The sequence below is a fragment of the Dorea longicatena genome, from assembly GCF_024168045.1.
GTDB lineage: Bacteria > Bacillota > Clostridia > Lachnospirales > Lachnospiraceae > Dorea_A.
On record NZ_CP100126.1, the window covers coordinates 1,214,084 to 1,238,758 of the forward strand.

Genomic DNA, 24,675 nt, shown 5'->3' on the forward strand with positions numbered 1-24,675 from the left:
GTGCGGCCATCCAGAGTAACACTTGAACAGGCGCAGGAGTTGTTTAAAACCTGTATGCCTGTAAGAAAAAAAGAAGAAAAGCGGTCGGCAGACTGTCTGGGACAGATTCTGGCAAAGCCGGTATATGCGGCAGTGACACAGCCGCCGTTTCCAAGATCCGCAATGGATGGATTCGCATTGAGAAGCCGAGATATATGCAGGGCGGATATGCAGCATCCGGTTACATTAGAAGTTACAGGGTGCGTGTGTGCCGGACAGAAGACGGAACTTGTGCTAAAGCCGTATCAGGCAGTACGGATCATGACCGGTGCGATGATACCGGAAGGCGCAGACTGTGTGGTAAAGCAGGAAGATGCAGAATGGGACGAAAGAGCAGTCCGGATATATCATAATGCGAAGCCCGGAGAAAATTACTGCCCGGCGGGAGAAGATTTTTCGGCAGGAGATTTGCTGGCAGAAGCCGGAACCCTGGTAGATTCTTATCTGCTGGCAGCTGTCACGGCAGCAGGAGTAAGAAACCTTACGGTGTACAAAAGACTGAAGGCGGCGGTGATCACAACGGGTGATGAACTACAGAATACGGAGACACCACTGCAGCCGGGAAAAATCTACGATGCGAATGGAATCTGGCTGTGTACAAGGTTAAGAGAGATGGACTGCGAGGTAGTACGGTATCAGACAGCAGGAGATGACCAAAATAAAATTGCAGATGAGATCAGAGAAGCATGGAAAGAAGCAGATCTGATCCTTACAACCGGAGGTGTGTCGGTAGGAGAGAAAGACCTTCTGCCGGGTGTCATAGAAAATCTAACCGGAAACGTGTTATTTCATGGGATACAGGTAAAACCCGGAATGCCGACGATGCTTTCGATGGTGAAGGGAACTCCGGTTCTGTCGCTTTCAGGCAATCCATTTGCTGTGGAAGCGTTATTTGAAGTATTAGCCGGCGGCTATCTGACAGATATGGAAGCCAGCAGGTATTTGCAGAAGAATCAGATGAAAATATTGAAACAGACATTTGTAAAGTCAGGTAAAATGAAACGGATTGTAAAAGGAAGATGCGATGAAAGCGGTGTATATCTACCACAGATCCAGAAAAACGGTCAGCTTAAGAACGGAATCGGAAGTAACTGCCTGGTGATTTTTCCGGAAGGTGAACGGACGTATACAGAAGGAGAAGCCGTCCGGGTAATCAGGATATAAGCAGAATCACATAGTAAAAAGGAGTAATCATGGGAGAATTTACGCATTTTAATGAACAGGGACATGCAGTGATGGTTGATGTCAGTGAAAAATCAGACACAGTGCGTGAAGCAACGGCAATGGGAAGAATCTCAATGTCGCAGGAGTGTTTCGAAAAAGTGAAAACAGGCGGAATGAAAAAAGGAGACGTTCTTGGAACGGCCAGAATTGCAGGAATCATGGGAGCTAAGAGAACATCGGAGTTGATTCCGCTGTGCCACATCCTGAATCTGAGCAAGGTTATGATAGAATTTGAATATATAGAGGCAGCCTGTGAAATTGAAGCACGCTGTACAGCGAAGACAGTCGGAAAGACCGGTGTAGAGATGGAAGCGCTCACCGGTGTACAGGTAGCACTGCTTACTATCTACGATATGTGTAAAGCAGTGGATAAAGGTATGTGCATGAAGGATATCCGGCTGTTGGAGAAAACAGGTGGAAAAAGTGGAGTGTGGAAGGCCGGACAGGAGAAGAACGTATGATCGATGCTGCCGGAAGAACAATTGATTATATGAGGATCTCCATTACGGACCGGTGTAATTTGAGATGCAGGTACTGTATGCCGGATGGAATTACGCAGGTGGCTATGTCTGAGATTCTCACATACGAAGAAATTAAAAAAATATGCACGCTTGCGGAAGAGCTTGGAATCCGGAAGATCAAGATTACAGGAGGAGAGCCGCTGGTAAGAAAAGGTTGTGTGGATCTGATCGGAATGATAAAAGAGATTCCTGGTATCATACAGGTGACGATGACGACAAACGGTGTCCTATTGAAAGAAAACCTGAAAGCATTAAAGGATGCCGGACTGGATGGGATAAATATCAGCCTGGATACACTGGATCATGAAAAGTACTACAAGATCACCGGAACAGATGCCTGTGATACTGTGCTGGAAGCAGTGGAGGCTTCGGCAGAAAGTGGAATACGGACCAAAGTAAACAGTGTGTTGCAGGATGCCGGTGACAGACAGGAATGGAGAGCACTGGTAAGACTGGCAGAAAAACTGCCGGTAGATGTCAGGTTTATAGAATTGATGCCGATTGGCTGCGGAAAGAGGAATACAGGTGTATCGAATCTGGAATTACTGGATGAAATAAAGAAAGAGTATCCGGATATCCGGATAGATCCGGAAATACATGGAAACGGACCTGCGGTATATTACCGGATCCCGGGATTTGCAGGAAGCATCGGATTCATCAGTGCGATGCACGGTAAATTCTGCAACACCTGTAACCGCATCCGGCTGACTTCAACCGGAGACCTGAAGCCGTGTCTGTGCTACGGGGATATATATCCGCTTAAAGAATTACTGAAAAGCGGAACAGATGATGAGATAAGAGAACAGATAAAGCATGCCATAGAGAATAAGCCGGCGGCACATTGTTTTGAAAAGCCGGGGGAGATTACAGAAGCACATCAGATGGCACAGATTGGAGGATAAAAACAGGATGGATCAGAAGAAAGGCGTAGTCAGAGGAATCTGTATCAGCAAAAAACGAGGAACTGCCAAGTATCCGGTAGAGTTAGCCAGGATCGTACCGGACTGGGGAATCGAAGAAGATGCACACGGCGGGAAATGGCACAGACAGATCAGCCTCCTTGCACTGGAGAAGATTGAAGCGTTCCGGGAACAGGGAGCAGATGTGGATTTCGGGGCATTTGGAGAGAATCTGATCATAGAGGGATTCGACTTGAGAAATGTTCCGGTAGATTCCGAGATACGGATCGGGGATACTGTCAGACTGAAAGTTACACAGATTGGAAAAGAATGTCACAGCCATTGTGCAATCTATCGGCGGATGGGAGACTGTATCATGCCGAGAGAAGGAATTTTTGCAGAAGTGCTGGAAGGTGGAAACATCTGTGTGGGTGACAGTGTAGAAGTCAGAATGCCGCAGGCAAACCGGCCATACAGCACTGCGGTGATCACACTGAGTGATAAAGCATTTGCCGGGGAGAGGGAAGACTTAAGCGGGCCGGCGGTTGAAAAGATGCTAAGAGAAAGTGAAGAAAAAGAACATATCAGATTTGATATAAAAGAGACACTTCTTCTGCCAGACGGCGAAGAAGGACTGAAAAAGCAGCTGATTCGTCTGGCAGATCAAAGGCAGCTTGATCTGATCCTGACAACAGGTGGAACGGGATTCGCACCAAGGGATGTAACGCCGGAAGCTACTTGTGCAGTCTGTGACCGCATGGCAAATGGAATTGCAGATGCGATCCGGAATTATTCCATGACGGTTACAGACCGTGCGATGTTTAGCCGGGCAGTATCGGGAATTCGGAAGAAGACACTGATTATCAATCTTCCGGGAAGCCCGAAAGCAGTGACGGAAGCATTGGAGTATATTCTTCCGAGACTTCCTCACGGACTGGATGTTCTGCGGGGAAATGTACAGGAATGTGGCAGAAAATAATCCTGGTGCAGATATAGCAACTGGTAAACTTATAAAAACACAAGAACAGAGAGAGAAAGTATTATGAGAAACCAGATAGTAAAGAGAATCGCAGCTGTCCTTCTGGCGGGAGTGATGATAGTCTCACTGGCAGCATGCGGAGGAAACAAAAAGACAGAAGAAAAGGCAGCAGATGACAGCAAAAAAGAGACGGAGATCCAGGTATTCATCGCAGCAAGTCTGAATACAGTTATGACAGAACTTGCTAAAGAGTATAACGAAGATCATCCGGAAGTGAAGATCACATTCAACGCAGACAGTTCGGGAACGCTTCTGACACAGATTGAAGAAGGATATGAGTGCGACTTGTTCTTCTCGGCAGCACAGAAGCAGATGGATCAGCTCGAAGCAGACGGACTGGTAGTAGACGGAACAAGAGCAAACGTCCTGAACAACCAGGTAGTAGTTATATCTCTAAAGGACAGCGGAACAAAGGTGACAGGGCTTGAGAATTTGAAAGATGCCAAAAGTATTGCACTTGCAGGAGGAAGCGTTCCGGTCGGAAAGTATACAAGACAGGCACTTGTAAATCTCGGAACATTAAAAACAGACGGGGAAGTAGATGCCATTACAACAGCACAGGTATCACAGGCACTCGGTGGAGTTGAGATCAGTGAGGAAGACAATGTAAGCAAAGTACTTACAGCAGTAGCAGAAGGATCCTGCGAAGTGGGAACAACATACTATTCAGATACTTACGGATATGAAGACAAACTCGATATCCTTCAGACAGTAAGCTATGATCTGACAGGTGATGTTATCTATCCGATCTGCCAGGTACAGAATGATGAGGCAGATAAGACACAGACTGCAGCAGCAAAAAACTTCTACAAATTCGTATTATCTGATAAGGCCAAGAAAGTTTTTGATGCATACTACTTTGATACAGATGTAGAAAGATAAGAAAATCTATAGGAGTACAAACACAGAAAATATGCAGACGGTTACGGCTGCATGTTTTCTGTTTATCAAAGTATATTACAGATAAAGTATGTAATAGATGTAATAGATGAAATACGAGGAGGAAAATACATGGATGCAGTGATAGAGATATTAAAGGGACTGGACTACAGTCCGTTGTATGTATCATTGAAGACAGGAATCGTTGCAACGATATTCTCATTTTTCCTTGGTCTGTTTGCTGCGAGAAAAGTGATCAAGGCAGGTCCGAAAGTGAAAGCAATTGCAGATGGAATCCTGACACTGCCGATGGTACTGCCGCCAACGGCAGCAGGATTCTTCCTGCTTCTTCTGTTCAGCAGAAGACGTCCGTTTGGAATTCTGCTGTATGAGGAGTTTGGTATCAAGGTTGTACAGGCTTGGGCAGGCTGTATCATCGCAGCAACGGTGATCGCATTTCCGCTGATGTATAGAAATGCAAGAGCGGCATTCGAACAGATCGATGTAAATCTGATCCATGCGGCAAGGACACTTGGTATGCCGGAATATAAGATATTCTGGAAGGTTGCGGTTCCTTCGGCAGGACCGGGCCTTGTGGCAGGAACGATCCTGACATTCGCAAGAGCACTGGGAGAATACGGTGCAACGTCCATGCTTGCAGGCAATATTCCGGGAAAGACGGGAACCATTTCCCAGAGGATTGCAATGGTTATCCAGGATGGTGATTACATGACAGCCGGAATCTGGGTTGTGATCATTATGCTGGTTGCATTTGTGCTGATATTCCTCATGAATCTGGTGACAGGCCGGAATATGAAGAATATCCGGAGATGGTAGGAGGAAAGACAGATGTCGATGGAAGTAAAGATACATAAGAAGCTTGGAGAATATGAACTGGATGTCTACTGGAAATCCAAGAAGAAGAGAATCGGAATCCTTGGGGCTTCTGGAAGCGGCAAGAGTCTGACTTTGAAAAGCATTGCGGGAATTGAACATCCGGACAAGGGCTATATCCGGATCGGAGAGCATATCCTGTATGATTCCGATTCCGGAACGTGTTTAAAACCACAGAAAAGAAATGTCGGTTATATGTTCCAAAACTATGCATTATTCCCTGCAATGACCGTGGCACAGAATGTAGGAGCCGGACTTTCCGGTGATAAAAAGAAGAAGCAGGAACAGGTAGAGAAGATGATACGGCATTTCCACCTGGAGGGGTTGGAAAAAAGACTTCCGAGAGAGCTTTCCGGTGGTCAGCAGCAGAGAGTTGCACTGGCGAGGATTATGGCATATGAGCCGTCCGTCATCCTTCTTGATGAACCGTTTTCGGCACTGGATGTCTTCCTGAAAGACCGTCTGCAGCAGGAGATGATGGAACTTTTGAGTGATTATGACGGGACGGTGATCCTGGTGTCCCACAGCAGGGATGAAATCTACCGGTTCAGCGAAGAACTTCTTGTTATCGATGACGGGAAGCAGATCTGTTATGGTGATACAAAGGAGATATTTGACCATCCAAAGAAGGTAGAAGCTGCAAGACTTACCGGGTGTAAGAATATCGTTCCGGCAGAACGTCTGGATGCACATCATGTCAGGATTCCGGACTGGGGAACCTGTCTTCATCTGAAACAGATGATAGATGTGGATATCACCCATATCGGGCTCCGCGCCCACGAGTTCATTCCGGTATGGGGAGAAAGAGAAGACAACTGTATTCCGGTTAAGGTAAAAGGAAAGGCAGAATTTCCATTCGAATGGAAATATTTCTTAAAAGGAGAGACGGAAGAAAGCGACGATATCTGCTGGTATGTACAGAAAACCCTCTGGGCAGAACTGGAAGAAAAAGGAATTCCGGATTATTTGAAACTGCCGGAAAAAGAGATTCTTTTGCTGAAATAGAAAGCATGTTATAATGAGCATCAGAGTTTTAAGATGATTCTATGGAGGGAAATAATGTATACAATCGGAACACACATGTCCATCGCAGGAGGACTTGCAAAAACTGCGGAAAACGTAGTAAAGATGAATGCTGATACCATGCAGATATTCAGCAGGAATCCAAGAGGATCAAGTTATAAAACGTATCTGCCGGAAGAAATAGAAAGATTCCAGAAGATACGGAAAGATCATGCATTCGGTCCGGTTCTCGCACATGCACCGTATACGATGAATCTGGCAAGTGCAACAGAAAAAACGTATGAATTTGCCTGTACGGTGATACGGGAAGATATCAGACGTATGGATGAATTGCAGATAGAAAATCTGGTATTCCACCCGGGCAGTCATACCGGGATTGGAGAAGAAGCAGGAATTGCCAATATCATCCGTGGACTGGATCAGGCAATTACAGGTTCGGAGAACATTACGGTTTTACTGGAAACGATGAGTGGAAAGGGTACAGAGATCGGTTACCGGTTTGAACAGCTGAAAGAGATCCGGGACGGTGTGCAGCATCCGGAAAGGATCGGAATCTGTCTGGACACCTGTCATGTGTTTGCGGCGGGATATGATATTGTTCATAATCTAGATGGAGTGCTGGAAGAATTTGACCGGATACTGGGACTGCCGCTTTTAAGAGCTGTCCATCTAAATGACAGTATGATGCCGTTTGATTCCAGAAAGGACCGTCATGCAGTGATCGGAGGTGGAGAGATCGGACTGGAAGCTCTTCTGAATGTGATGCGTCATCCAAAGCTAAAAGATCTTCCATTCTATCTGGAGACACCGCTTGATGATGCCGGACACAAAGATGAAATTGCCAGATTAAAAGAGTATCTGGGGGAAACAAGGAGCGAACATATTTGAATGCACTGAAATATATAGCAAAAATCCAAACAGACTTTCCGACAAAATTCGGGATTCCGAGACAGTCGGGACTTGTGAATACGAAAGGAACTATTGTATTCGAACCGGAATACCGCAAAGAAGAGGCACTAAAAGGACTCGAAGAATGTTCACATCTGTGGCTGATCTGGGAGTTTTCAGAGGCTGTCAGAACAGGCTGGAGTCCGACCGTGCGTCCGCCGCGGCTTGGGGGGAATAAACGGTGCGGTGTGTTTGCAACCAGATCACCGTTCCGTCCGAATCCGATCGGATTATCCTGTGTGAAGCTGACCGGAATTAAAAAGCATCCGGAAAAAGGAATGGTTATTGAAGTGGAAGGGGCAGATCTGATGGATGGAACACCAATCTTCGATATCAAACCATATCTTCCATATGCGGATTGTGTACCGGATGCCAGAGGCGGATTCGCTGATGTGGTAAAGAATTATGCATTAGAGGTAGAGATTCCGGAGATCTATCTGTCAAAACTGCCGGAGAAGCACAGGGAATGTGTGAGGCAGATTCTTGCCGGTGATCCGAGACCATCTTATCAGAATGACCCGGACAGGGTGTATGGAATGGAATATGCTGGATACGAGATCAAATTCCGGGTGAAAGACTGCGTGCTGACGGTCTGTGAGATCGGACAGAGCAATAATAGGAAGACAATCAGGAGGACATAAAGGTGAAGTACTATCTTGCGCCATTAGAAGGAATCACAACTTACATATACCGGAGGGCATATCACACACATTACCGTCCGATGGAGAAATATTTCACACCGTTTCTGGTGCCGCATACCAAAAAGGATTTTAATACACGGGAGAAGAATGATATTTTGCCGGAACACAATCCGGACATGTATCTGGTGCCGCAGATCCTGGCAAATGATGCAAAAGGTTTTTTGGATACAGTAGAAAAGTTAAAGATGTATGGATATGACGAGGTGAACCTGAATCTTGGATGCCCGTCGAAGACCGTAGTATCGAAAGGGCGGGGATCCGGATTCCTGATCCATACAGAGAAGTTGGAACGGTTCCTGGATGAGATCTATGCGAAAGCGGATGTAAAGATCTCTATTAAGACAAGAATCGGAAAATATGACGTCGATGAGTGGGGACAGCTTCTGGATATTTATAATAAATATCCGGTGGAAGAACTGATCGTGCATCCCAGGGTGCAGCAACAGTTTTATAAAGGCCATCCAGATCTGGATGCATTTGCGGACGCAGTGAAAGAATGCAGGCATCCATTGTGTTATAACGGCGATATCTTTACAGTTGAGGATATGGAAAGGTTAAAAAAACGGTTTCCGGAGATATCCTGTGTTATGTTGGGGCGTGGAATCCTGAGGAATCCGGAACTGACAGATATTATCGAATCCGGTGGCGGGAGAATTGATGTGAAGAAATTAAGGGCATTCCATGACCAGATTTTTCAGGATTACCAGGAGGTAAGCAGTGGGGATAAGAATGTGTTGTTCAAGATGAAAGAACTCTGGTGTTATCTTGGAACTTTGTTCCCGGATAAAGAAAAACAGTTAAAAAAGATCCGGAAGGCAGAGAAACTGGACCGCTATGAAGCAGCTGTAGAAGAAATCCTTTACTTTTGAAAACGTATGCAATATAATAGATAAAAATTCTATATACAGGAATTTTGAAAAAGGGAGGGGCATGAATTGGATCATTTGAATGAGTTGATCGCAGAAAATCTGAAAGATATCAGGAAAGGAAAAGGACTGAGTCTGGAACAGGTGTCATCCCTTACCACAATCAGCAAAAGTATGTTGAGTCAGCTGGAAAGAGGAGAAGTCAATCCTACGATATCAACAGTGTATAAACTGGCATTGGGATTAAAGGTACCGGTTACTGCATTTACCGCAGACAAACCACAGCCATTCTTTGAAACCGGGAAGAAAGAAGTAGAACCTTTGGCGGGGGATGATGGAAGATACCGTCTTTATCCGATCTTCAGTTTCCGGGAGGGACAGGATTTTGAAATCTTTGACCTGGAATTTGATGAGAACGGAATGATGCAGGCGAATCGTCAGATGAATGGTACGAGAGAATTCATTACCGTGTATTCCGGTGAACTGACACTGATCTTTAAAGACCAGGAATATGTATTGAGAGCCGGCGATGCGGCTTCGTATAATGCTTTTGATGATTACGTGTATAAGAACACAGGAAAGGGAACGGTGACTGCGAATATCGTAGTACATTACCCGAATTAGAAAGGAGAAACAGCATGGAAGACCAGAAACAGCGTGTATATGATGCGTTAAACAAGATGGGAATTAAGTACGAGGTGGTAGAGCATGAACCCGTACATACGATGGAGGATATGGACCGGCTGGGACTCCCGGAAAAAGGAACTTTATGCAAGAACTTATTCCTGAGAGATTCCAAAGGAAAGAGACACTTCCTAATCACAGCAGATGAGAAGACAAAAGTAGACTTAAAGACGCTCGGAAGACAGCTTGGAGCAGGAAATCTAAGCTTTGCATCCGAAGAACGCCTGGAGAAATATCTTGGCGTAAAGCAGGGGAGCGTAACTCCGTTTGCGCTGATGAATGATACCGAGCATGCGGTAGAATTTTTCATCGATAAAAATTTAAGCAGATGTAAAAGTATGGGAATCCATCCGTTGGAAAATACAGCAACAGTATTCATATCATTCAAAGATCTGGATAAGTTTTTATGGAATCTGGATGTCGATGTCGTAAAGATCAAATTGTAAAAAAGTTTATATTTTTTTAATTGCAACTTTCCTCACGTAGAAGTAGAATAGAACAGTATATGATACGAAGCAACAGATGAAAGTGAGGATAACTATGGAAGAATGGCAGAACGGACACGACCAGCCGGGATACCATTATCACCAGGAACAGGAAAGAAAACCAGTTGAGACACCGGGAAAACGTTTCTGGAAGATGTGGGGACCGCTCCTGATCAAATGGGGGATCGGAATCGGCGTAGGTATGGCAGTCATGGCAGCCATGATGATGGCATATATGAAGACACACTATCAGACGCAGGCAGCATTAGAGGCGTTGATGTCTGATCAGAATAAGCTGATGGCCTTTTATGAAAAGATGTTGAATAAGTATATCGACTATACGACATGGGTAGAAGGTCTGTCGGCACTTGTTACAATCCCTGTTATGGCACTTATGTATCACGGGGACAGAAAGAAAGAGAAGACAGCCGGTATCGTACAGGATAAGAAAGCGCCGTTGTGGCAATATCCGGCAGTGATCATTATGGCACTTGCCATGAGTTTGGGGCTGAATAACCTGATCATCATTGGAAATCTGTCAGCGATAGATGCAAATTATAAGGCAACTATGAATGCGATGTATTCGGCACCGCTTGCAATACAGATCGTGTGTCTGGCAGTGCTGGTACCCATCTGTGAAGAATATGTATTCAGAGGATTGTTCTTCAGAAGGATGGAAAGGGAAAGCTCATTTGTGTATGCGATGGTCTATTCATCCGTCGTATTTGGCATATTGCATGTGAATCTGGTGCAGATGCTCTATGGATTCGCCCTGGGGATGATGCTGGCATATGTGTATGAAAAATATGGTTCATTGAAAGCACCGGTGGCAGCACATATGTCAATGAATCTGTTATCTGTGCTGGCTACCAGATATGGACTCTATAACTGGATGCTGAAAGATAATATCCGGATCGGTATAATTACAGTTGTTTGTGCAGCAGTTGCATCAACAATGTTTGTTATAATCCAGCGCATTGAAGAAAAACCAACAAAGAAGAAAGAAAACGAGAATCTGGCAATGTAAGTTGTCGGATTCTTTTTAAACTAGAATATAAAAAGTCGAATAATCTGACAACTCAAAATAATTTTTATCTTTACAACAGTAAAGCCTTGTGATATAGTAGGAAAAAACAAAAGAAAGGAACAGATGTATGAAAGAAGGAAATGTAGTCCAGCAACGTGGACTGTATCGTTCCGAATTTGAACATGATAACTGTGGAATCGGTGCGATCGTTAATATCAAAGGACAGAAAAGTCACGATACAGTGGCAAATGCATTGAAAATCGTTGAAAATCTTGAACATAGAGCTGGCAAGGATGCCGAAGGTAAGACAGGTGATGGAGTTGGAATCTTATTACAAGTTTCTCACAGATTCTTCTCTAAAGTCTGTAAACCTCTCGGCATCTTTTTGCGTTCTGAAAGAGATTACGGAGTGGGAATGTTCTTCTTTCCACAGGACGAATTAAAGAGAAATCAGGCAAAGAAGATATTCGAAGTGATCGTCAAAAAAGAAGGAATGAATTTCCTTGGATGGAGAGAAGTTCCGGTGAAGGCAGACGTACTTGGAAGCAGAGCGGTCGAATGTATGCCATGTATTATGCAGGGATTTATTGAAAGACCTAAGAAGGTAGAACAGGGGGTTGACTTTGACCGTAAACTGTATATTGTAAGGCGCGTATTTGAGCAGAGTGCAGATGATACATATGTGGCATCACTTTCCAGCCGTACCATCGCTTATAAAGGAATGTTTCTGGTAGATCAGCTCAGACTGTTCTTCCCTGATCTGCAGGATCCGGATTATGAATCTGCAATCGCACTGGTTCACTCCAGATTCAGTACGAACACGAATCCAAGCTGGGAGAGAGCGCATCCGAACCGTTTTATCGTGCATAATGGAGAGATCAACACGATCCGCGGTAATACAGATAAGATGCGTGCCAGAGAAGAAAATATGGAATCCGAGTGTATGAAAGGAAAACTTCATGAAGTGCTTCCTGCAATCAACAGCAGCGGTTCTGATTCGGCAATGCTGGATAATGCAATTGAATTCATGGTTATGAGTGGTATGGATCTTCCGCTGGCAGTTATGATCGCAATTCCTGAACCGTGGGCAAATAACAGAAACCTTTCCCAGAAAAAGAAAGATTTCTATCAGTATTATGCAACTATGATGGAACCATGGGATGGTCCGGCGTCTATCCTGTTCAGTGATGGTGACTGCATGGGAGCCGTGCTTGACAGAAATGGCCTGCGTCCATCGAGGTATTATATCACGGATGATGATATGCTGATCCTTTCTTCGGAAGTTGGTGTACTGGATATTCCACCGGAGAAGATTGTAGTGAAAGAACGTTTGCATCCGGGAAAGATGCTTCTGGTAGATATCAAAAAAGGAAAAGTCATTGATGACGAAGAATTAAAAGAAACTTATGCAAGCAGACAGCCTTATGGTGAGTGGTTGGATAACAATCTGATCGAATTAAAGGATCTGAAGATCCCGAATCAGAAGGTTCCAGCTTATACAGCAGAAGAATGCAGAAGACTTCAGAAAGCATTCGGCTATTCATATGAAGAAGTAAAGACTTCTATCCTGAACATGGCGAAGAATGGTGCCGAAGGAACAGCAGCCATGGGTATTGATGCGCCGCTTGCGGTATTATCTGACATGCATCAGAACCTGTTTGGATATTTCAAACAACGTTTTGCACAGGTAACCAACCCTCCAATCGATGCAATCCGTGAGAAGGTCGTTACATCTACAACGGTTTATATTGGTGAAGATGGAAACCTTCTGGAAGAAAAAGCAGAGAACTGTAAGATGTTAAAGGTTAACAATCCAATTCTTACAGAGACAGATCTTCTGAAAATTAAAAATATGAAAGAAGATGGATTCAAGGTTGCGGAGATTCCGACCATTTATTACAAGAATTCGAGCCTTGAAAAGGCAATTGATTATCTGTTTATTGAAGTTGACAGAGCTATCCGTGAAGGAGCCAACATTCTGATCCTCTCAGATAGAGGTGTAGATGAATATCACGTGGCAATGCCTTCGCTCCTGGTGCTTTCCGGACTGCAGCAGCATCTGGTGCGCACAAAGAAACGTACTTCTGTAGGAATCGTTCTGGAGACCGGAGAACCAAGAGAGGTACATCACTTCGCAACACTGATCGGTTATGGTGCATGTGCGATCAACCCGTATCTTGCACACGAATCCATCAAACAGCTGATCGATACGGATATGCTTCAGAAAGACTATTATGCAGCAGTAGATGATTATAACAATGCGGTACTTAGCGGAATTGTAAAGATTGCATCAAAGATGGGTATTTCCACAATCCAGTCTTATCAGGGAGCAAAGATATTTGAAGCAATCGGATTAAAACAGGAATTCATTGATAAATATTTTACAGATACTGTCAGCAGAATTGGCGGAATCGGAATTGAAGAGATTGCAGCAGATTATATTGCGCGTCATTCACAGGCATTTGATCCGCTCGGACTGGAAGTGGATATGACACTGAACAGTGTAGGGCAGCACAAACTAAAAAGCGGCGGAGAGAGACATCTTTATAATCCACAGACGATCCATATGCTGCAGGAATCTACCAGACGCGGTGACTATGGTATGTTCAAACAGTATACAGAGCTGGTCAATGCGGAAGGAGAACACATCAACCTGCGTGGACAGTTAGAATTCAACTATCCAAAGAAAGGCATTCCAATCGAAGAAGTAGAAAGCGTCGACGAGATTGTAAAACGATTCAAGACAGGAGCAATGTCTTATGGTTCTATCTCGAAAGAAGCGCATGAGACACTGGCAATTGCGATGAACCAGTTGCATGGTAAATCCAACAGTGGTGAAGGTGGAGAGGAGATTGAACGTCTGGATACGAACAGATGCTCTGCAATCAAACAGGTAGCTTCCGGACGATTTGGCGTTACATCCAGATACCTGGTAAGTGCACAGGAAATCCAGATCAAGATGGCGCAGGGGGCAAAACCGGGAGAAGGCGGACATCTGCCGGGCGGAAAAGTATATCCGTGGATTGCAAAGACACGTCACTCTACACCTGGGGTCAGCCTGATCTCACCACCGCCGCATCATGATATCTATTCGATCGAGGATCTTGCGCAACTCATTTACGATTGTAAAAATGCGAACAAAGATGCGAGAATTACAGTAAAACTGGTATCAGAAGCCGGTGTCGGTACAGTTGCAGCCGGTGTAGCCAAAGCGGGAGCAGGCCTGATACTGATCTCCGGATATGACGGAGGAACCGGGGCAGCACCAAGAAGCTCTATCCATAATGCAGGACTTCCATGGGAACTGGGACTTGCAGAGACGCATCAGACACTGATTCAGAATGGCTTAAGAGAAAGAGTCCGTATCGAGACAGACGGTAAGCTGATGAGTGGTCGTGATGTGGCGATCGCAGCGATCCTTGGAGCAGAAGAATTCGGATTTGCAACTGCGCCGCTGGTAACGATGGGGTGCGTAATGATGCGTGTATGTAATCTGGATACCTGTCCGGTCGGTGTGGCAACGCAGAATCCGGAACTGAGAAAACGTTTCCGCGGAAAACCGGAATATGTCGTGAACTTTATGCGTTTTATTGCAGAAGAACTGCGAGAATATATGGCAAGATTCGGTGTCCGTACACTGGATGAACTGGTTGGAAGAACAGATCTTCTAAAAGTAAAGGAAGTAGCAACTTCAGAACGTGCAGCCACACTGAATCTGGAACAGATTCTCGATAATCCATATGAAGGCACAAAGACACCGATGACATTCAATCCGAAGAAAGTCTTCGACTTTGAATTGGAGAAAACTCTGGATGAAAAAGTTCTGGTCAGAGAATTGCTCCCGGCGGTAGAGAAGAAACAGAAGAGAAGCATTGAAATAGATGTGACAAATACGAACCGTACATTTGGTACAATCTTTGGTTCGGAGATTACGAGAAGATATCCGGAAGGTTTGGACGAAGACAGCTATGTGGTACATTGTAAGGGTGCCGGCGGACAGTCCTTCGGCGCATTTATTCCGAAAGGACTGACATTGGAACTGACCGGTGACAGTAATGACTATTTCGGAAAGGGACTTTCCGGCGGAAAACTTGTAGTATATCCACCAAAAGGAATACGCTATAAAGCGGAAGAAAACATTATCATCGGTAACGTGGCACTTTACGGGGCAACCAGCGGTAAAGTATTCATCAATGGCGTGGCGGGAGAACGTTTTGCAGTACGTAATTCCGGTGCGACAGCAGTTGTAGAAGGTGTAGGAGATCACGGATGTGAATATATGACAGGCGGACGCGTAGCAGTCCTTGGCGGAACAGGTAAGAACTTCGCAGCCGGTATGAGCGGTGGAGTTGCTTATGTACTGGATATGGAAAATGATCTTTATACAAGAGTCAATAAAGAGATGGTTCATATTGAACATGTGACAACCAAGATCGATGTCGGAGAATTAAAGAGCATGATCGAAGAACATGTTGCCAATACCAATTCGGAACTTGGTAAGAAGATTCTGGATAACTTCACTGAATATCTTCCGAAATTCAAGAAGATTATTCCGATTGATTATGAACGTATGCTGACAACCATCCTTCAGATGGAAGAACAGGGCATGAGCAGTGAACAGGCAAAGACAGAAGCATTTTATGCGATCAAAGAAGGAAGATAGGGGGTAAGAACAGTGGGAAAAGCAACAGGATTTATGGATTATGACAGGCAGGATAAGATGGCTGAAGATCCAAAAGAGCGAATTAAGCATTTTAAAGAGTTTCATACACCTCTGTCAAAAGAAGAACAGGAGCTGCAGGGAGCCAGATGTATGGCATGTGGCGTGCCGTTCTGCCAGTCCGGTCAGATGCTGATGGGAATGGCAAGCGGATGCCCTCTTCACAACCTGGTACCGGAATGGAATGACCTGATCTTTCAGGAAAACTGGGAAGAAGCATATTACAGACTGAAAAAGACGAACAACTTTCCGGAATTTACATCAAGGGTATGTCCGGCACTCTGTGAGGCTGCATGTACATGCGGACTGAACGGAGATGCAGTTTCAAGTAAGGCGAATGAATATAGCATTATTGAAAATGCATACAAAAAAGGTTATGCAGCAGCAAAACTGGTAAAAGTAAGAACCGGTAAGAAGGTTGCAGTTGTAGGTTCCGGTCCGTCGGGACTTGCAACTGCTGATATGCTGAACAGAAGAGGACACAGTGTGACTGTCTTTGAAAGAGAAGATAAAATCGGTGGACTCCTCCGATATGGTATCCCGAATATGAAACTGGAAAAGCAGTTCATTGATCGCAAGATTGCAATCATGGAAGAAGAAGGGGTTCAGTTTGTGACAGGATGTAATATCGGAAAAGATAAGAAAGCAGCTACATTATTAAAAGAATTTGACCGTATAGTACTTTGCTGCGGTGCATCAAATCCAAGAGATATTAAAGTACCAGGAAGAGAAGCCGAAGGCATCTATTTCGCAGTAGATTTCTTAAAATCAACAACAAAAGCACTCTGGAAAAATGCAAAACCGAATGCAGATGGAACCTATGACCTGAGTCTGAAGGAAGGCACATACATTTCCGCAAAAGGAAAAAATGTTATGGTCATCGGTGGAGGAGATACAGGAAATGACTGTGTGGGAACATCGATGAGACATGGTGCCAAGAGTGTACTGCAGCTTGAGATGATGCCGAAAGCTCCGGATGAACGTACAGAGATGAATCCTTGGCCGGAGTGGCCGAGAGTCTGCAAGACAGATTACGGTCAGCAGGAAGCCGCTGCCGTATTTGGACATGACCCGCGTGTATACCAGACAACCGTCAAAGAATTCAAAAAAGACAAAAACGGTAAAGTCTGCAAGGCAGTTCTGGTGAAATTAGAGCCGAAAAAAGATGAAAAGACAGGCCGTATGATGATGGCAGAGGTGGCCGGAAGTGAATACACGGTGGATGTAGATCTGGTATTGATTGCAGCAGGATTCCTGGGAAGTCAGGATTATGTGACCAAAGCATTTGGCGTAGAAGTAAATGAACGCACAAATGTTAAGACTGCAGCCGGAGCATATAGTACAAACGTTAAAAATGTCTTCACAGCAGGCGATATGCACAGAGGACAGTCACTGGTTGTGTGGGCAATCCGTGAAGGGCGCGAGGCTGCAAAAGCTGTAGATATCAGTTTGATGGGATATACGAATATGTATGTCCAGTAGTGAAAAAGTACAGCAAAAGGATGGGCGAAAAATTTCCTTGCATAAAATAAAAAGCTGAACTATAATAGGAAAGAACAGGTCGGAATCATATATTCCGGCCTGTAATTGTTACAAAAGTATTAAAAAATGTTGCAATTTGCTCTATGTTGAGCTATAATAGCAATCAGATGCGGAAGAAAGAATAATCTTGCGCCTGAGGGGAAGCAATAATTAAAACAAAAAGAAAGAAGAGTGAGTATGAATAAACACGGAATCAGATTGATCACAGCAGTGGTGACAAGTTCAATGATTGTAACACCTGTTTTGGCAGCACCGTCTGTCGATGATTTGAAGAAGGAAAAAGCTGCAAAGCAGAGTGAAGTAAGTTCCTTGCAGTCGCAGCTGACAACATTAATGGGAAAAGTCAATACACTGGAAAGTGAATTGATTCAGACCGGTGAGGACATTACAAAAGCACAGGGCGATTTGGAAGTTGCGCAGGAAAAAGAAAAAGAACAGTATGCAGCAATGAAGAAGCGTATCAAGTATATGTATGAAGCCGGTAATGATTCAGCATTTGAGACGCTGGTTACATCAGAAGACTTTACAGATCTTCTCAGTAAAGCAGAATATGTTCAGAATGTACATAGCTACGACAGAAAACAATTGCAGGAATATGTAGAGACAAAACAGCAGATTTCCGATCTGAAAGACAGTCTTGAAAAAGACCAGAAAGAATTGGAAAGTAAACAGGTGGAATATGAAAAACAGGGTGATAACCTGAATAACCTGATTACTTCTAAATCAGCAGAAGTTGCTAATCTGGATTCGGAGATTCAGGCAGCAGCAGAAGCAGCAGCCAGAGAAGCAGCAGAAAGAGCGGCAAAAGAGGCAGCGGAAAAAGCAGCAAGAGAAGCGGAAAGACAGCAGGCAGCAGCAAGCAATAATAATTCGGCTTCAACATCGAATAGAAACAATACAACAAGCAGTTCAACAGCTACAAGCAACAGAAATAACACAACAAGCAGCAGCTCGTCAAGCAGTTCAAGTGCATCTGCTACGACAAAGCCATCCAATTCAAGCAGCAGTACTACAACGAGTGGAACGAATGCAAACGGAGGTTCAATCGTAAGCAGAGCATACAGCCAGCTTGGAAAACCTTATGTATGGGGTGCATGCGGACCAAACAGTTTCGACTGTTCCGGATTTGTAAGCTATTGTCTGACAGGAAGCTATAGCCGTCTCGGAACAACACTTACATTCATGGGATGGACAAGAGTAAGTAACCCGCAGCCTGGTGATGTTGTAACAACAGCAACACATTGTGGTATTTATATCGGAAATGGTCAGATGATTCATGCTCCGCACACAGGAGATGTTGTAAAAGTCGGACCGGTACAGTCTGGTATGATCTATGTGCGTAGATAATGAAAAGTAAATAAAATAAAAACCGGAATCAGGGAACTGGCTTCGGTTTTTTATTTTTTATGCTAAAGTTTGCAGAAAAATAAAATGAAAATCCTTGCAAACAGACAACCTTTATGGTAATATTAAAAAGTCGCAAAAAATCACGCATAGGCTTGTCCCGATGGTGCCAAAGCCTGGTAACAGGACGGTTTCGGGGACGTATAACAACATATGCGGAAGTAAAAAACCAATGGAGGAAAGAAACATGAGCGTTATTTCAATGAAGCAACTTTTAGAAGCAGGTGTTCACTTTGGACATCAGACAAGAAGATGGAACCCTAAGATGGCTCCTTATATCTACACAGAGAGAAATGGTATCTATATCATTGACCTTCAGAAATCTGTAGGTAAAGTAGATGAAGCTTACCAGGCAGTAGCTGATATCGCTGCAGAAGGTGGAACAATCCTTTTTGTAGGTACTAAGAAGCAGGCTCAGGATGCTATCAAAGTAGAAGCTGAACGTTGCGGAATGTACTATGTAAATGAAAGATGGCTTGGAGGAATGCTTACAAACTTCAAGACAATCAAGAGCAGAATCGCTCGTCTGAAAGATATCGAAAGAATGTCAGAAGACGGAACATTTGATGTACTGCCTAAGAAAGAAGTTATCCAGTTAAAGAAAGAATGGGATAAACTTGAGAAGAACCTTGGCGGAATCAAAGACATGAAGACACTTCCAGATGCTATTTTTATCGTAGATCCTAAGAAGGAAAGAATCTGTGTTCAGGAAGCACACACTCTTGGAATTCCACTTATCGGTATCGCTGATACTAACTGTGATCCAGAGGAACTTGATTATGTAATTCCTGGAAATGACGATGCTATTCGTGCTGTAAAACTGATCGTTTCTAAGATGGCTGATGCTGTAGTAGAAGCTAACCAGGGTGTTGCAGGCGAAGAAGAGTATGTTGGAGAAGCTGAAGAAGCAGTAGAAGAATAAGATTCTTAAAAAACATAATTGGAGGATAAGATCATGGCAGTTACAGCTAAGATGGTAAAAGAATTAAGAGAAATGACCGGTGCAGGAATGATGGACTGCAAGAAAGCTCTTAATGAGACAAATGGTGATATGGATGCAGCTATCGAGTTCTTAAGAAAGAACGGAGAAGCTAAGGCTGTTAAAAAAGCCGGACGTATCGCAGCAGAAGGTATTGTTATGGCTGATGTTAAGGATGACAAGACAGCAGCTATCGTAGAAGTTAATTCAGAGACAGACTTCGTTGCTAAGAATGCTGAATTCCAGGGATTCGTTAAAGCAGTTGTTAATCAGGCAATCGCTTCTGATTCTGCAGATATGGATGGATTCATGGCTGAAGCTTGGAATGAAGACGCTTCTAAGACAGTACAGGATGCATTAAATGAGAAAATCTCTGTAATCGGAGAAAAGCTCAGCATCAGAAGATTTGAGAAAGTTGTTACTGATGGTTGTGTAGTATCTTACATCCACGGCGGCGGACGTATCGGTGTTCTTGTAGAAGCTGAGACAGATGTTGTTAATGATGAGATCAGATCATGCCTGAAGAACGTAGCTATGCAGGTTGCAGCTATGTCTCCAAAATATACTTCACGTGATGAAGTAGATGCTTCTTTCTTAGAGCATGAAAAAGAGATTCTTCTTGCTCAGGCTAAACAGGAGAATCCAAACAAACCGGATAATATTATCGAAAAGATGATTATCGGACGTCTCAACAAAGAGATGAAAGAAATCTGCCTGTTAGATCAGGTATACGTTCAGGACAGCGACCTTACAGTAGCTAAATACGTAGAGAAGGTAGCTAAAGAGAACGGAGCTAACATGACAGTTAAGAAGTTTGTTCGTTTTGAGACAGGAGAAGGTCTTGAGAAGAAGAATGAAGACTTTGCAGCTGAAGTTGCAGCACAGATGAACGCATAATCGAATAGTGTGTTGAATTTCTGAAATGATAATAACCCTTGCGAATGGTGGTGACACTGTTTGTGAGGGTTGTTTTTATAGAAACTTAAAAAAATGAATTGATTTGTTAAGCGGATTTTTCATATAAGATAGACAAAGAAAACGAATAAATTTATTTGAACATGAGATGAAAGAAGGCAATGAGCTGTCAGAACTCTTGTCTTCTTTTTTTTGTGAGAAAGATGAAGAGTGTTATTCTTAGATATTTCATAAATTGGTTTATAGATGTACAATATTCTGTTGTAATAATGTACAAAGAAAGGAGGTGCTACAATGCCAGTAATCAAACCAATTACAGATTTACGTAATACAAATGAAATATCTGAATTATGTCATAAACAGCAGCAGCCAGTTTTCATTACAAAAAATGGTTATGGAGATTTGGTAGTTATGAGTATGGAAACTTATGACGAGTTGCTTAGCACGAACCATATTGATAAAGCAAAGGCAGGATTTTCTGATCCTAAGTCTGCTATATATAATGCCTGAGAAAAGACTTGACTTTTAAATACTACAAGTGTAAGATTTAAAAAATAAAAGCGTTGAAAGAAAGGGGTATCTATGAAAAAAAGACGGAAAAAACAAAGCACTAAAAAATCTTACACTTGTAGGATTTTGGGGTTAATAATGGCTATAACAGTAATTGCTATTTGGGGAGGTGTTTTATTAAAAAGATCAATTACGGAATCACCAGAAGACACACTGGTGGAATATATGAATCATATTGAAAAAAAGGAATATGAAGCGATGTATGCCATGATAGATTCAGGGGAGAAAGGTTATCTGGAAAAAGAAGAATACATACAACGAAATTCTAAGATATACGAAGGAATAGAGGTCAGTGACATTAAAATCAGTCATATAGCTGTGAAAGAGAAAAAAGCAGATACAGTTACGCTTTCGTATGAAACATCATGTAATACAATTGCCGGAACAATACAATTTGACAATATGGCGGAACTGAAGAAGACGAAACAGGGATATAAATTAGTATGGCAGGATAGTTTGATTTTTCCAGATTTAGAGAGTGATGATAAAATAAGCGTTACTACCTCAAAAGCGGAGCGAGGAGAAATATTAGACCGGAATGGTAAAATGCTTGCAGGAAAAGGAGTAGCAACATCAGTTGGCATTATACCGGGAAAGCTGGAAGACAGGAATGTATCTATTGAAAAAATAGCGGAGTTATTAGAGATAGATGTAGAAACAATAAATAACAAACTCACAGCAAAGTGGGTAAAAGAAGATTCTTTTGTACCAATTGAAACTATTCCGAAAGTAGAAGAAATAGATTTAATGAAAATACAGCCAGAAGAAAAGACACTTGAGGAGCAGGATTGTCAGAATAAACTTTTGGAAATTCCAGGGGTTATGCTATCAGATGTGGAAGTTAGAACCTATGAGTTAGGGGAGGCAGCAGCTCATTTAATTGGTTATGTACAGTCTGCAACAGCAGAAGATTTGGAAAATCATCCAGGGGAAGGATATTCAGCAGAAAGTGTAATCGGAAGATCTGGGGTGGAAAAGTTATACGAAAAGCAATTAAAAGGAAAAGATGGTTGTGATATAAAGATTTTGGATAATGATGGGGAAGTAAAAGAGGTTCTTGCAAGTATTTTTAAAGAAGATGGTATGGATATAAGATTAACGATAGATTCCGATTTGCAAAAATCATTATACGAGCAGTTTAAAGAAGATCCGGGGTGTTCTGTCGCAATGAATCCTTATACGGGAGAAGTATTGGCTTTGGTAAGTACCCCATCTTATGATAATAATGAATTTATACGGGGCTTATCATCAAAGAAATGGACATCATTAAACGAAGATGAAAAGAAACCATTATATAATCGTTTCTGTCAAGTATGGTGTCCTGGTTCAACATTTAAGCCAGTTGTAGCAGGAATTGGGTTGAAAACGGGAACCATAGATCCAAAAGAGGATTTTGGAAATGAAGGTCTGGAATGGCAGAAAGATTCGTCCTGGGGGTCTTATCAAGTGACAACACTTCATGAGTATGAACCGGTTATTATGAAAAATGCAATTATCTATTCTGATAATATTTATTTTGCAAAGGCAGCTCTTAAAATTGGTAGTGAGAATTTTATGAATACTTTAAATGAAATAGGATTTAATCAGAATATGCCGTTTGGGATTGCGATGCAGGAATCAACATATTCCAATACAGATAAAATAGAAACAGAAATACAATTGGCAGATAGTGGTTATGGGCAAGGGCAGATTCTTGTAAATCCATTACATCTGGCAAGTATTTATACTTCATTTTTAAATGAAGGGAATATGATAAAACCGTATTTGAAATACAAAGAAGAAGCATCTGGTGAAACATGGATAGAAAATGCGTTTAGCAAAGAAAATGTAGAAGAAATTATGCAAGGGGTGGAAGGTGTTGTAAATGATCCGGAAGGAACCGGATATGCTGCACATCGTGACGATATTTTGCTGGCTGGAAAAACAGGGACAGCCGAGTTGAAGGCAACGAAAGAAGATACTTCTGGCAAAGAAATCGGGTGGTTTTCGGTGTTTACGGCAGATAAAAGCGTGGACAAACCAATTCTTCTTATCAGTATGGTTGAGAATGTGAAAGGAATCGGTGGAAGTGGTTATGTTGTTAAAAAGGATGCAACCGTATTGGAGGAATATTTTGAAAAATAAAAAAATTTTTACGGGGAATTATTACATATGTAAGAAATTTGCAATGATATTGATAGTTCTTATTGTTTTTACAGGGTGCGGACAAAATCGAATTACGGAAAAAGAAGAAAAGAAAGAAACCGTAGAATCTGAAATGAATGCAGAAGCAAAAAAAGCAGCGCAAACTTTTCGGTCTGTTTATATGAAGGAGAAGTCGGAGTTAAATACATTAAAGGCGAAAAGAAAAATTATCAATTGTCTGGAAGAGAAAGGATATGCGGCAGTAGATTGTGATAATCAGATTGATATGGTCAATCGTGAAAAAGTAGAAGAATTTTGCAAAGCAGCGGAGAAAGAAGAACAGGCAGCAGTTGATATTGTTGTTGTATTTGATGAAGGGGAAATTATACAATATCATTTAGAGTCAATGAATGGAAAGATAAATGTTCGATTATGTCAGGTTAAATGGAAGGATAATAGTCCACAGGCTAATTATTATGATGAATATGAAGCATATGAGTGGAAATATACAGAAAAAGGATACTTGTTTCTGGAGGAATATCACCCACCGGGATTTGATGGAGCACCGGGTGAAACTGGATTCAGAGTGCAGCCATTAGATAAAACATGCCGGGAATTGAATCGAAAATATGTTATGCCGTTGGGGTATGCACTTAATAATCTGTTGATTACAAATTGGGATAACCAGAATTATACGGAACTTGATTTTTATGATCTTTATGAAAAAATGTATTATATGAAATATGGAAAGCAAGTTCCATATGAAGCAAATTATGGTGGAGCAGAATATGAAGTTCCAGAAGATGAGTTTGAAGAGGTTATAAAGACCTATTTACCATTTAGTAATACCGAGATTGAAAAGGGAACTTTTTATAACTCTGATAATAAAACTTTTAGATACAGACCGCGAGGGTTATATGATTGTGAATTCCCATATGAGCCATATCCGGAAGTTATCTCATATGAAAAATTACAAGATGGAACATTAAAACTTACGATAGAAGCAGTATGGAAAATCAGAATGTTAGATCAGGCAATCACCAGTGAATTGATGATAAAACCTATGGAAGACGGAAGTTTCCAGTATTTATCAAATAAGGTAATTAGTTCAGATCAAAATGCAAATGCAGGGTGGTATATGCCAAGGTTAACAGAAGAAGAGTGGGAAGAGAATTACAGTAATAATTAGGGG

The 24,675-nt window shown here is 42.6% G+C and carries 21 protein-coding genes; all 21 read left to right on the plus strand.

Annotated elements, in window-relative coordinates; all coding sequences use genetic code 11:
- The 21 genes from NKF87_RS05785 to NKF87_RS05885 all read left to right on the plus strand — a co-directional run bounded on the left by NKF87_RS05785 (window position 1) and on the right by NKF87_RS05885 (window position 24,672).
- Window positions 1-1,203: a molybdopterin molybdotransferase MoeA gene (locus NKF87_RS05785; RefSeq protein WP_253584163.1), complete on the plus strand. Its 1,203-nt coding sequence runs from the start codon at window positions 1-3 to the stop codon at window positions 1,201-1,203.
- A 29-nt stretch (window positions 1,204-1,232) separates the two neighbouring features.
- Window positions 1,233-1,724 (plus strand): cyclic pyranopterin monophosphate synthase MoaC, encoded by a 492-nt coding sequence (gene moaC / locus NKF87_RS05790; RefSeq protein ID WP_118310105.1) that lies wholly within the window; start codon window positions 1,233-1,235, stop codon window positions 1,722-1,724.
- Window positions 1,721-2,686, plus strand: a complete 966-nt coding sequence (gene moaA / locus NKF87_RS05795; protein ID WP_253584314.1) for a GTP 3',8-cyclase MoaA — start codon at window positions 1,721-1,723, stop codon at window positions 2,684-2,686. The genes moaC and moaA overlap by 4 nt, the downstream gene beginning before the upstream one ends.
- Before the next feature lie 7 nt (window positions 2,687-2,693).
- Window positions 2,694-3,662, plus strand: coding sequence for an MOSC domain-containing protein (locus tag NKF87_RS05800; RefSeq protein WP_253584165.1), 969 nt, complete (start codon window positions 2,694-2,696; stop codon window positions 3,660-3,662).
- Window positions 3,663-3,725: 63 nt separating this feature from the next.
- Window positions 3,726-4,604 (plus strand): molybdate ABC transporter substrate-binding protein, encoded by an 879-nt coding sequence (gene modA, locus NKF87_RS05805; RefSeq protein WP_253584167.1) that lies wholly within the window; start codon window positions 3,726-3,728, stop codon window positions 4,602-4,604.
- Between the two features lie 129 nt (window positions 4,605-4,733).
- Complete coding sequence (modB, locus tag NKF87_RS05810) at window positions 4,734-5,438, plus strand: molybdate ABC transporter permease subunit (protein ID WP_226853931.1); 705 nt, start codon at window positions 4,734-4,736, stop codon at window positions 5,436-5,438.
- Between the two features lie 12 nt (window positions 5,439-5,450).
- Window positions 5,451-6,500 carry a sulfate/molybdate ABC transporter ATP-binding protein gene (locus NKF87_RS05815; RefSeq protein WP_117598090.1) on the plus strand — a complete coding sequence of 350 codons (1,050 nt, stop codon included), beginning with the start codon at window positions 5,451-5,453 and terminating at the stop codon, window positions 6,498-6,500.
- A gap of 54 nt (window positions 6,501-6,554) precedes the next feature.
- Window positions 6,555-7,406, plus strand: coding sequence for a deoxyribonuclease IV (locus tag NKF87_RS05820; protein ID WP_028087109.1), 852 nt, complete (start codon window positions 6,555-6,557; stop codon window positions 7,404-7,406).
- 5 nt (window positions 7,407-7,411) lie between these two features.
- Window positions 7,412-8,107, plus strand: a complete 696-nt coding sequence (tsaA, locus tag NKF87_RS05825; RefSeq protein ID WP_371278794.1) for a tRNA (N6-threonylcarbamoyladenosine(37)-N6)-methyltransferase TrmO — start codon at window positions 7,412-7,414, stop codon at window positions 8,105-8,107.
- A gap of 2 nt (window positions 8,108-8,109) precedes the next feature.
- On the plus strand, window positions 8,110-9,036 hold the full coding sequence (locus NKF87_RS05830; RefSeq protein WP_253584171.1) for a tRNA dihydrouridine synthase: 927 nt from the start codon (window positions 8,110-8,112) through the stop codon (window positions 9,034-9,036).
- Window positions 9,037-9,102: 66 nt separating this feature from the next.
- Window positions 9,103-9,657 carry a helix-turn-helix domain-containing protein gene (locus tag NKF87_RS05835; protein ID WP_118225524.1) on the plus strand — a complete coding sequence of 185 codons (555 nt, stop codon included), beginning with the start codon at window positions 9,103-9,105 and terminating at the stop codon, window positions 9,655-9,657.
- A gap of 14 nt (window positions 9,658-9,671) precedes the next feature.
- Complete coding sequence (locus tag NKF87_RS05840; protein WP_055281090.1) at window positions 9,672-10,163, plus strand: prolyl-tRNA synthetase associated domain-containing protein; 492 nt, start codon at window positions 9,672-9,674, stop codon at window positions 10,161-10,163.
- Between the two features lie 94 nt (window positions 10,164-10,257).
- Window positions 10,258-11,229, plus strand: coding sequence for a CPBP family intramembrane glutamic endopeptidase (locus tag NKF87_RS05845; protein WP_226851264.1), 972 nt, complete (start codon window positions 10,258-10,260; stop codon window positions 11,227-11,229).
- 127 nt (window positions 11,230-11,356) lie between these two features.
- The gene (gene gltB, locus NKF87_RS05850; protein ID WP_253584173.1) at window positions 11,357-15,892 is read left to right on the plus strand and encodes a glutamate synthase large subunit; all 4,536 of its coding nucleotides are present in this window, start codon (window positions 11,357-11,359) and stop codon (window positions 15,890-15,892) included.
- A 12-nt stretch (window positions 15,893-15,904) separates the two neighbouring features.
- A complete protein-coding gene (locus NKF87_RS05855) occupies window positions 15,905-17,431 on the plus strand; it encodes a glutamate synthase subunit beta (RefSeq protein ID WP_253584182.1) in 1,527 nt (508 codons plus the stop codon).
- A gap of 237 nt (window positions 17,432-17,668) precedes the next feature.
- On the plus strand, window positions 17,669-18,838 hold the full coding sequence (locus NKF87_RS05860; protein WP_253584184.1) for a coiled-coil domain-containing protein: 1,170 nt from the start codon (window positions 17,669-17,671) through the stop codon (window positions 18,836-18,838).
- A gap of 244 nt (window positions 18,839-19,082) precedes the next feature.
- A complete protein-coding gene (rpsB, locus tag NKF87_RS05865; RefSeq protein WP_253584186.1) occupies window positions 19,083-19,817 on the plus strand; it encodes a 30S ribosomal protein S2 in 735 nt (244 codons plus the stop codon).
- Between the two features lie 33 nt (window positions 19,818-19,850).
- Complete coding sequence (gene tsf / locus NKF87_RS05870; protein ID WP_138376267.1) at window positions 19,851-20,771, plus strand: translation elongation factor Ts; 921 nt, start codon at window positions 19,851-19,853, stop codon at window positions 20,769-20,771.
- 312 nt (window positions 20,772-21,083) lie between these two features.
- On the plus strand, window positions 21,084-21,299 hold the full coding sequence (locus NKF87_RS05875) for a type II toxin-antitoxin system prevent-host-death family antitoxin (RefSeq protein ID WP_055281104.1): 216 nt from the start codon (window positions 21,084-21,086) through the stop codon (window positions 21,297-21,299).
- Between the two features lie 72 nt (window positions 21,300-21,371).
- Window positions 21,372-23,483: a penicillin-binding transpeptidase domain-containing protein gene (locus tag NKF87_RS05880; protein ID WP_253584188.1), complete on the plus strand. Its 2,112-nt coding sequence runs from the start codon at window positions 21,372-21,374 to the stop codon at window positions 23,481-23,483.
- On the plus strand, window positions 23,473-24,672 hold the full coding sequence (locus NKF87_RS05885; protein ID WP_253584190.1) for a DUF6070 family protein: 1,200 nt from the start codon (window positions 23,473-23,475) through the stop codon (window positions 24,670-24,672). Before NKF87_RS05880 ends, NKF87_RS05885 begins: the two co-directional genes overlap by 11 nt.
- Window positions 24,673-24,675 lie beyond the last annotated feature (3 nt).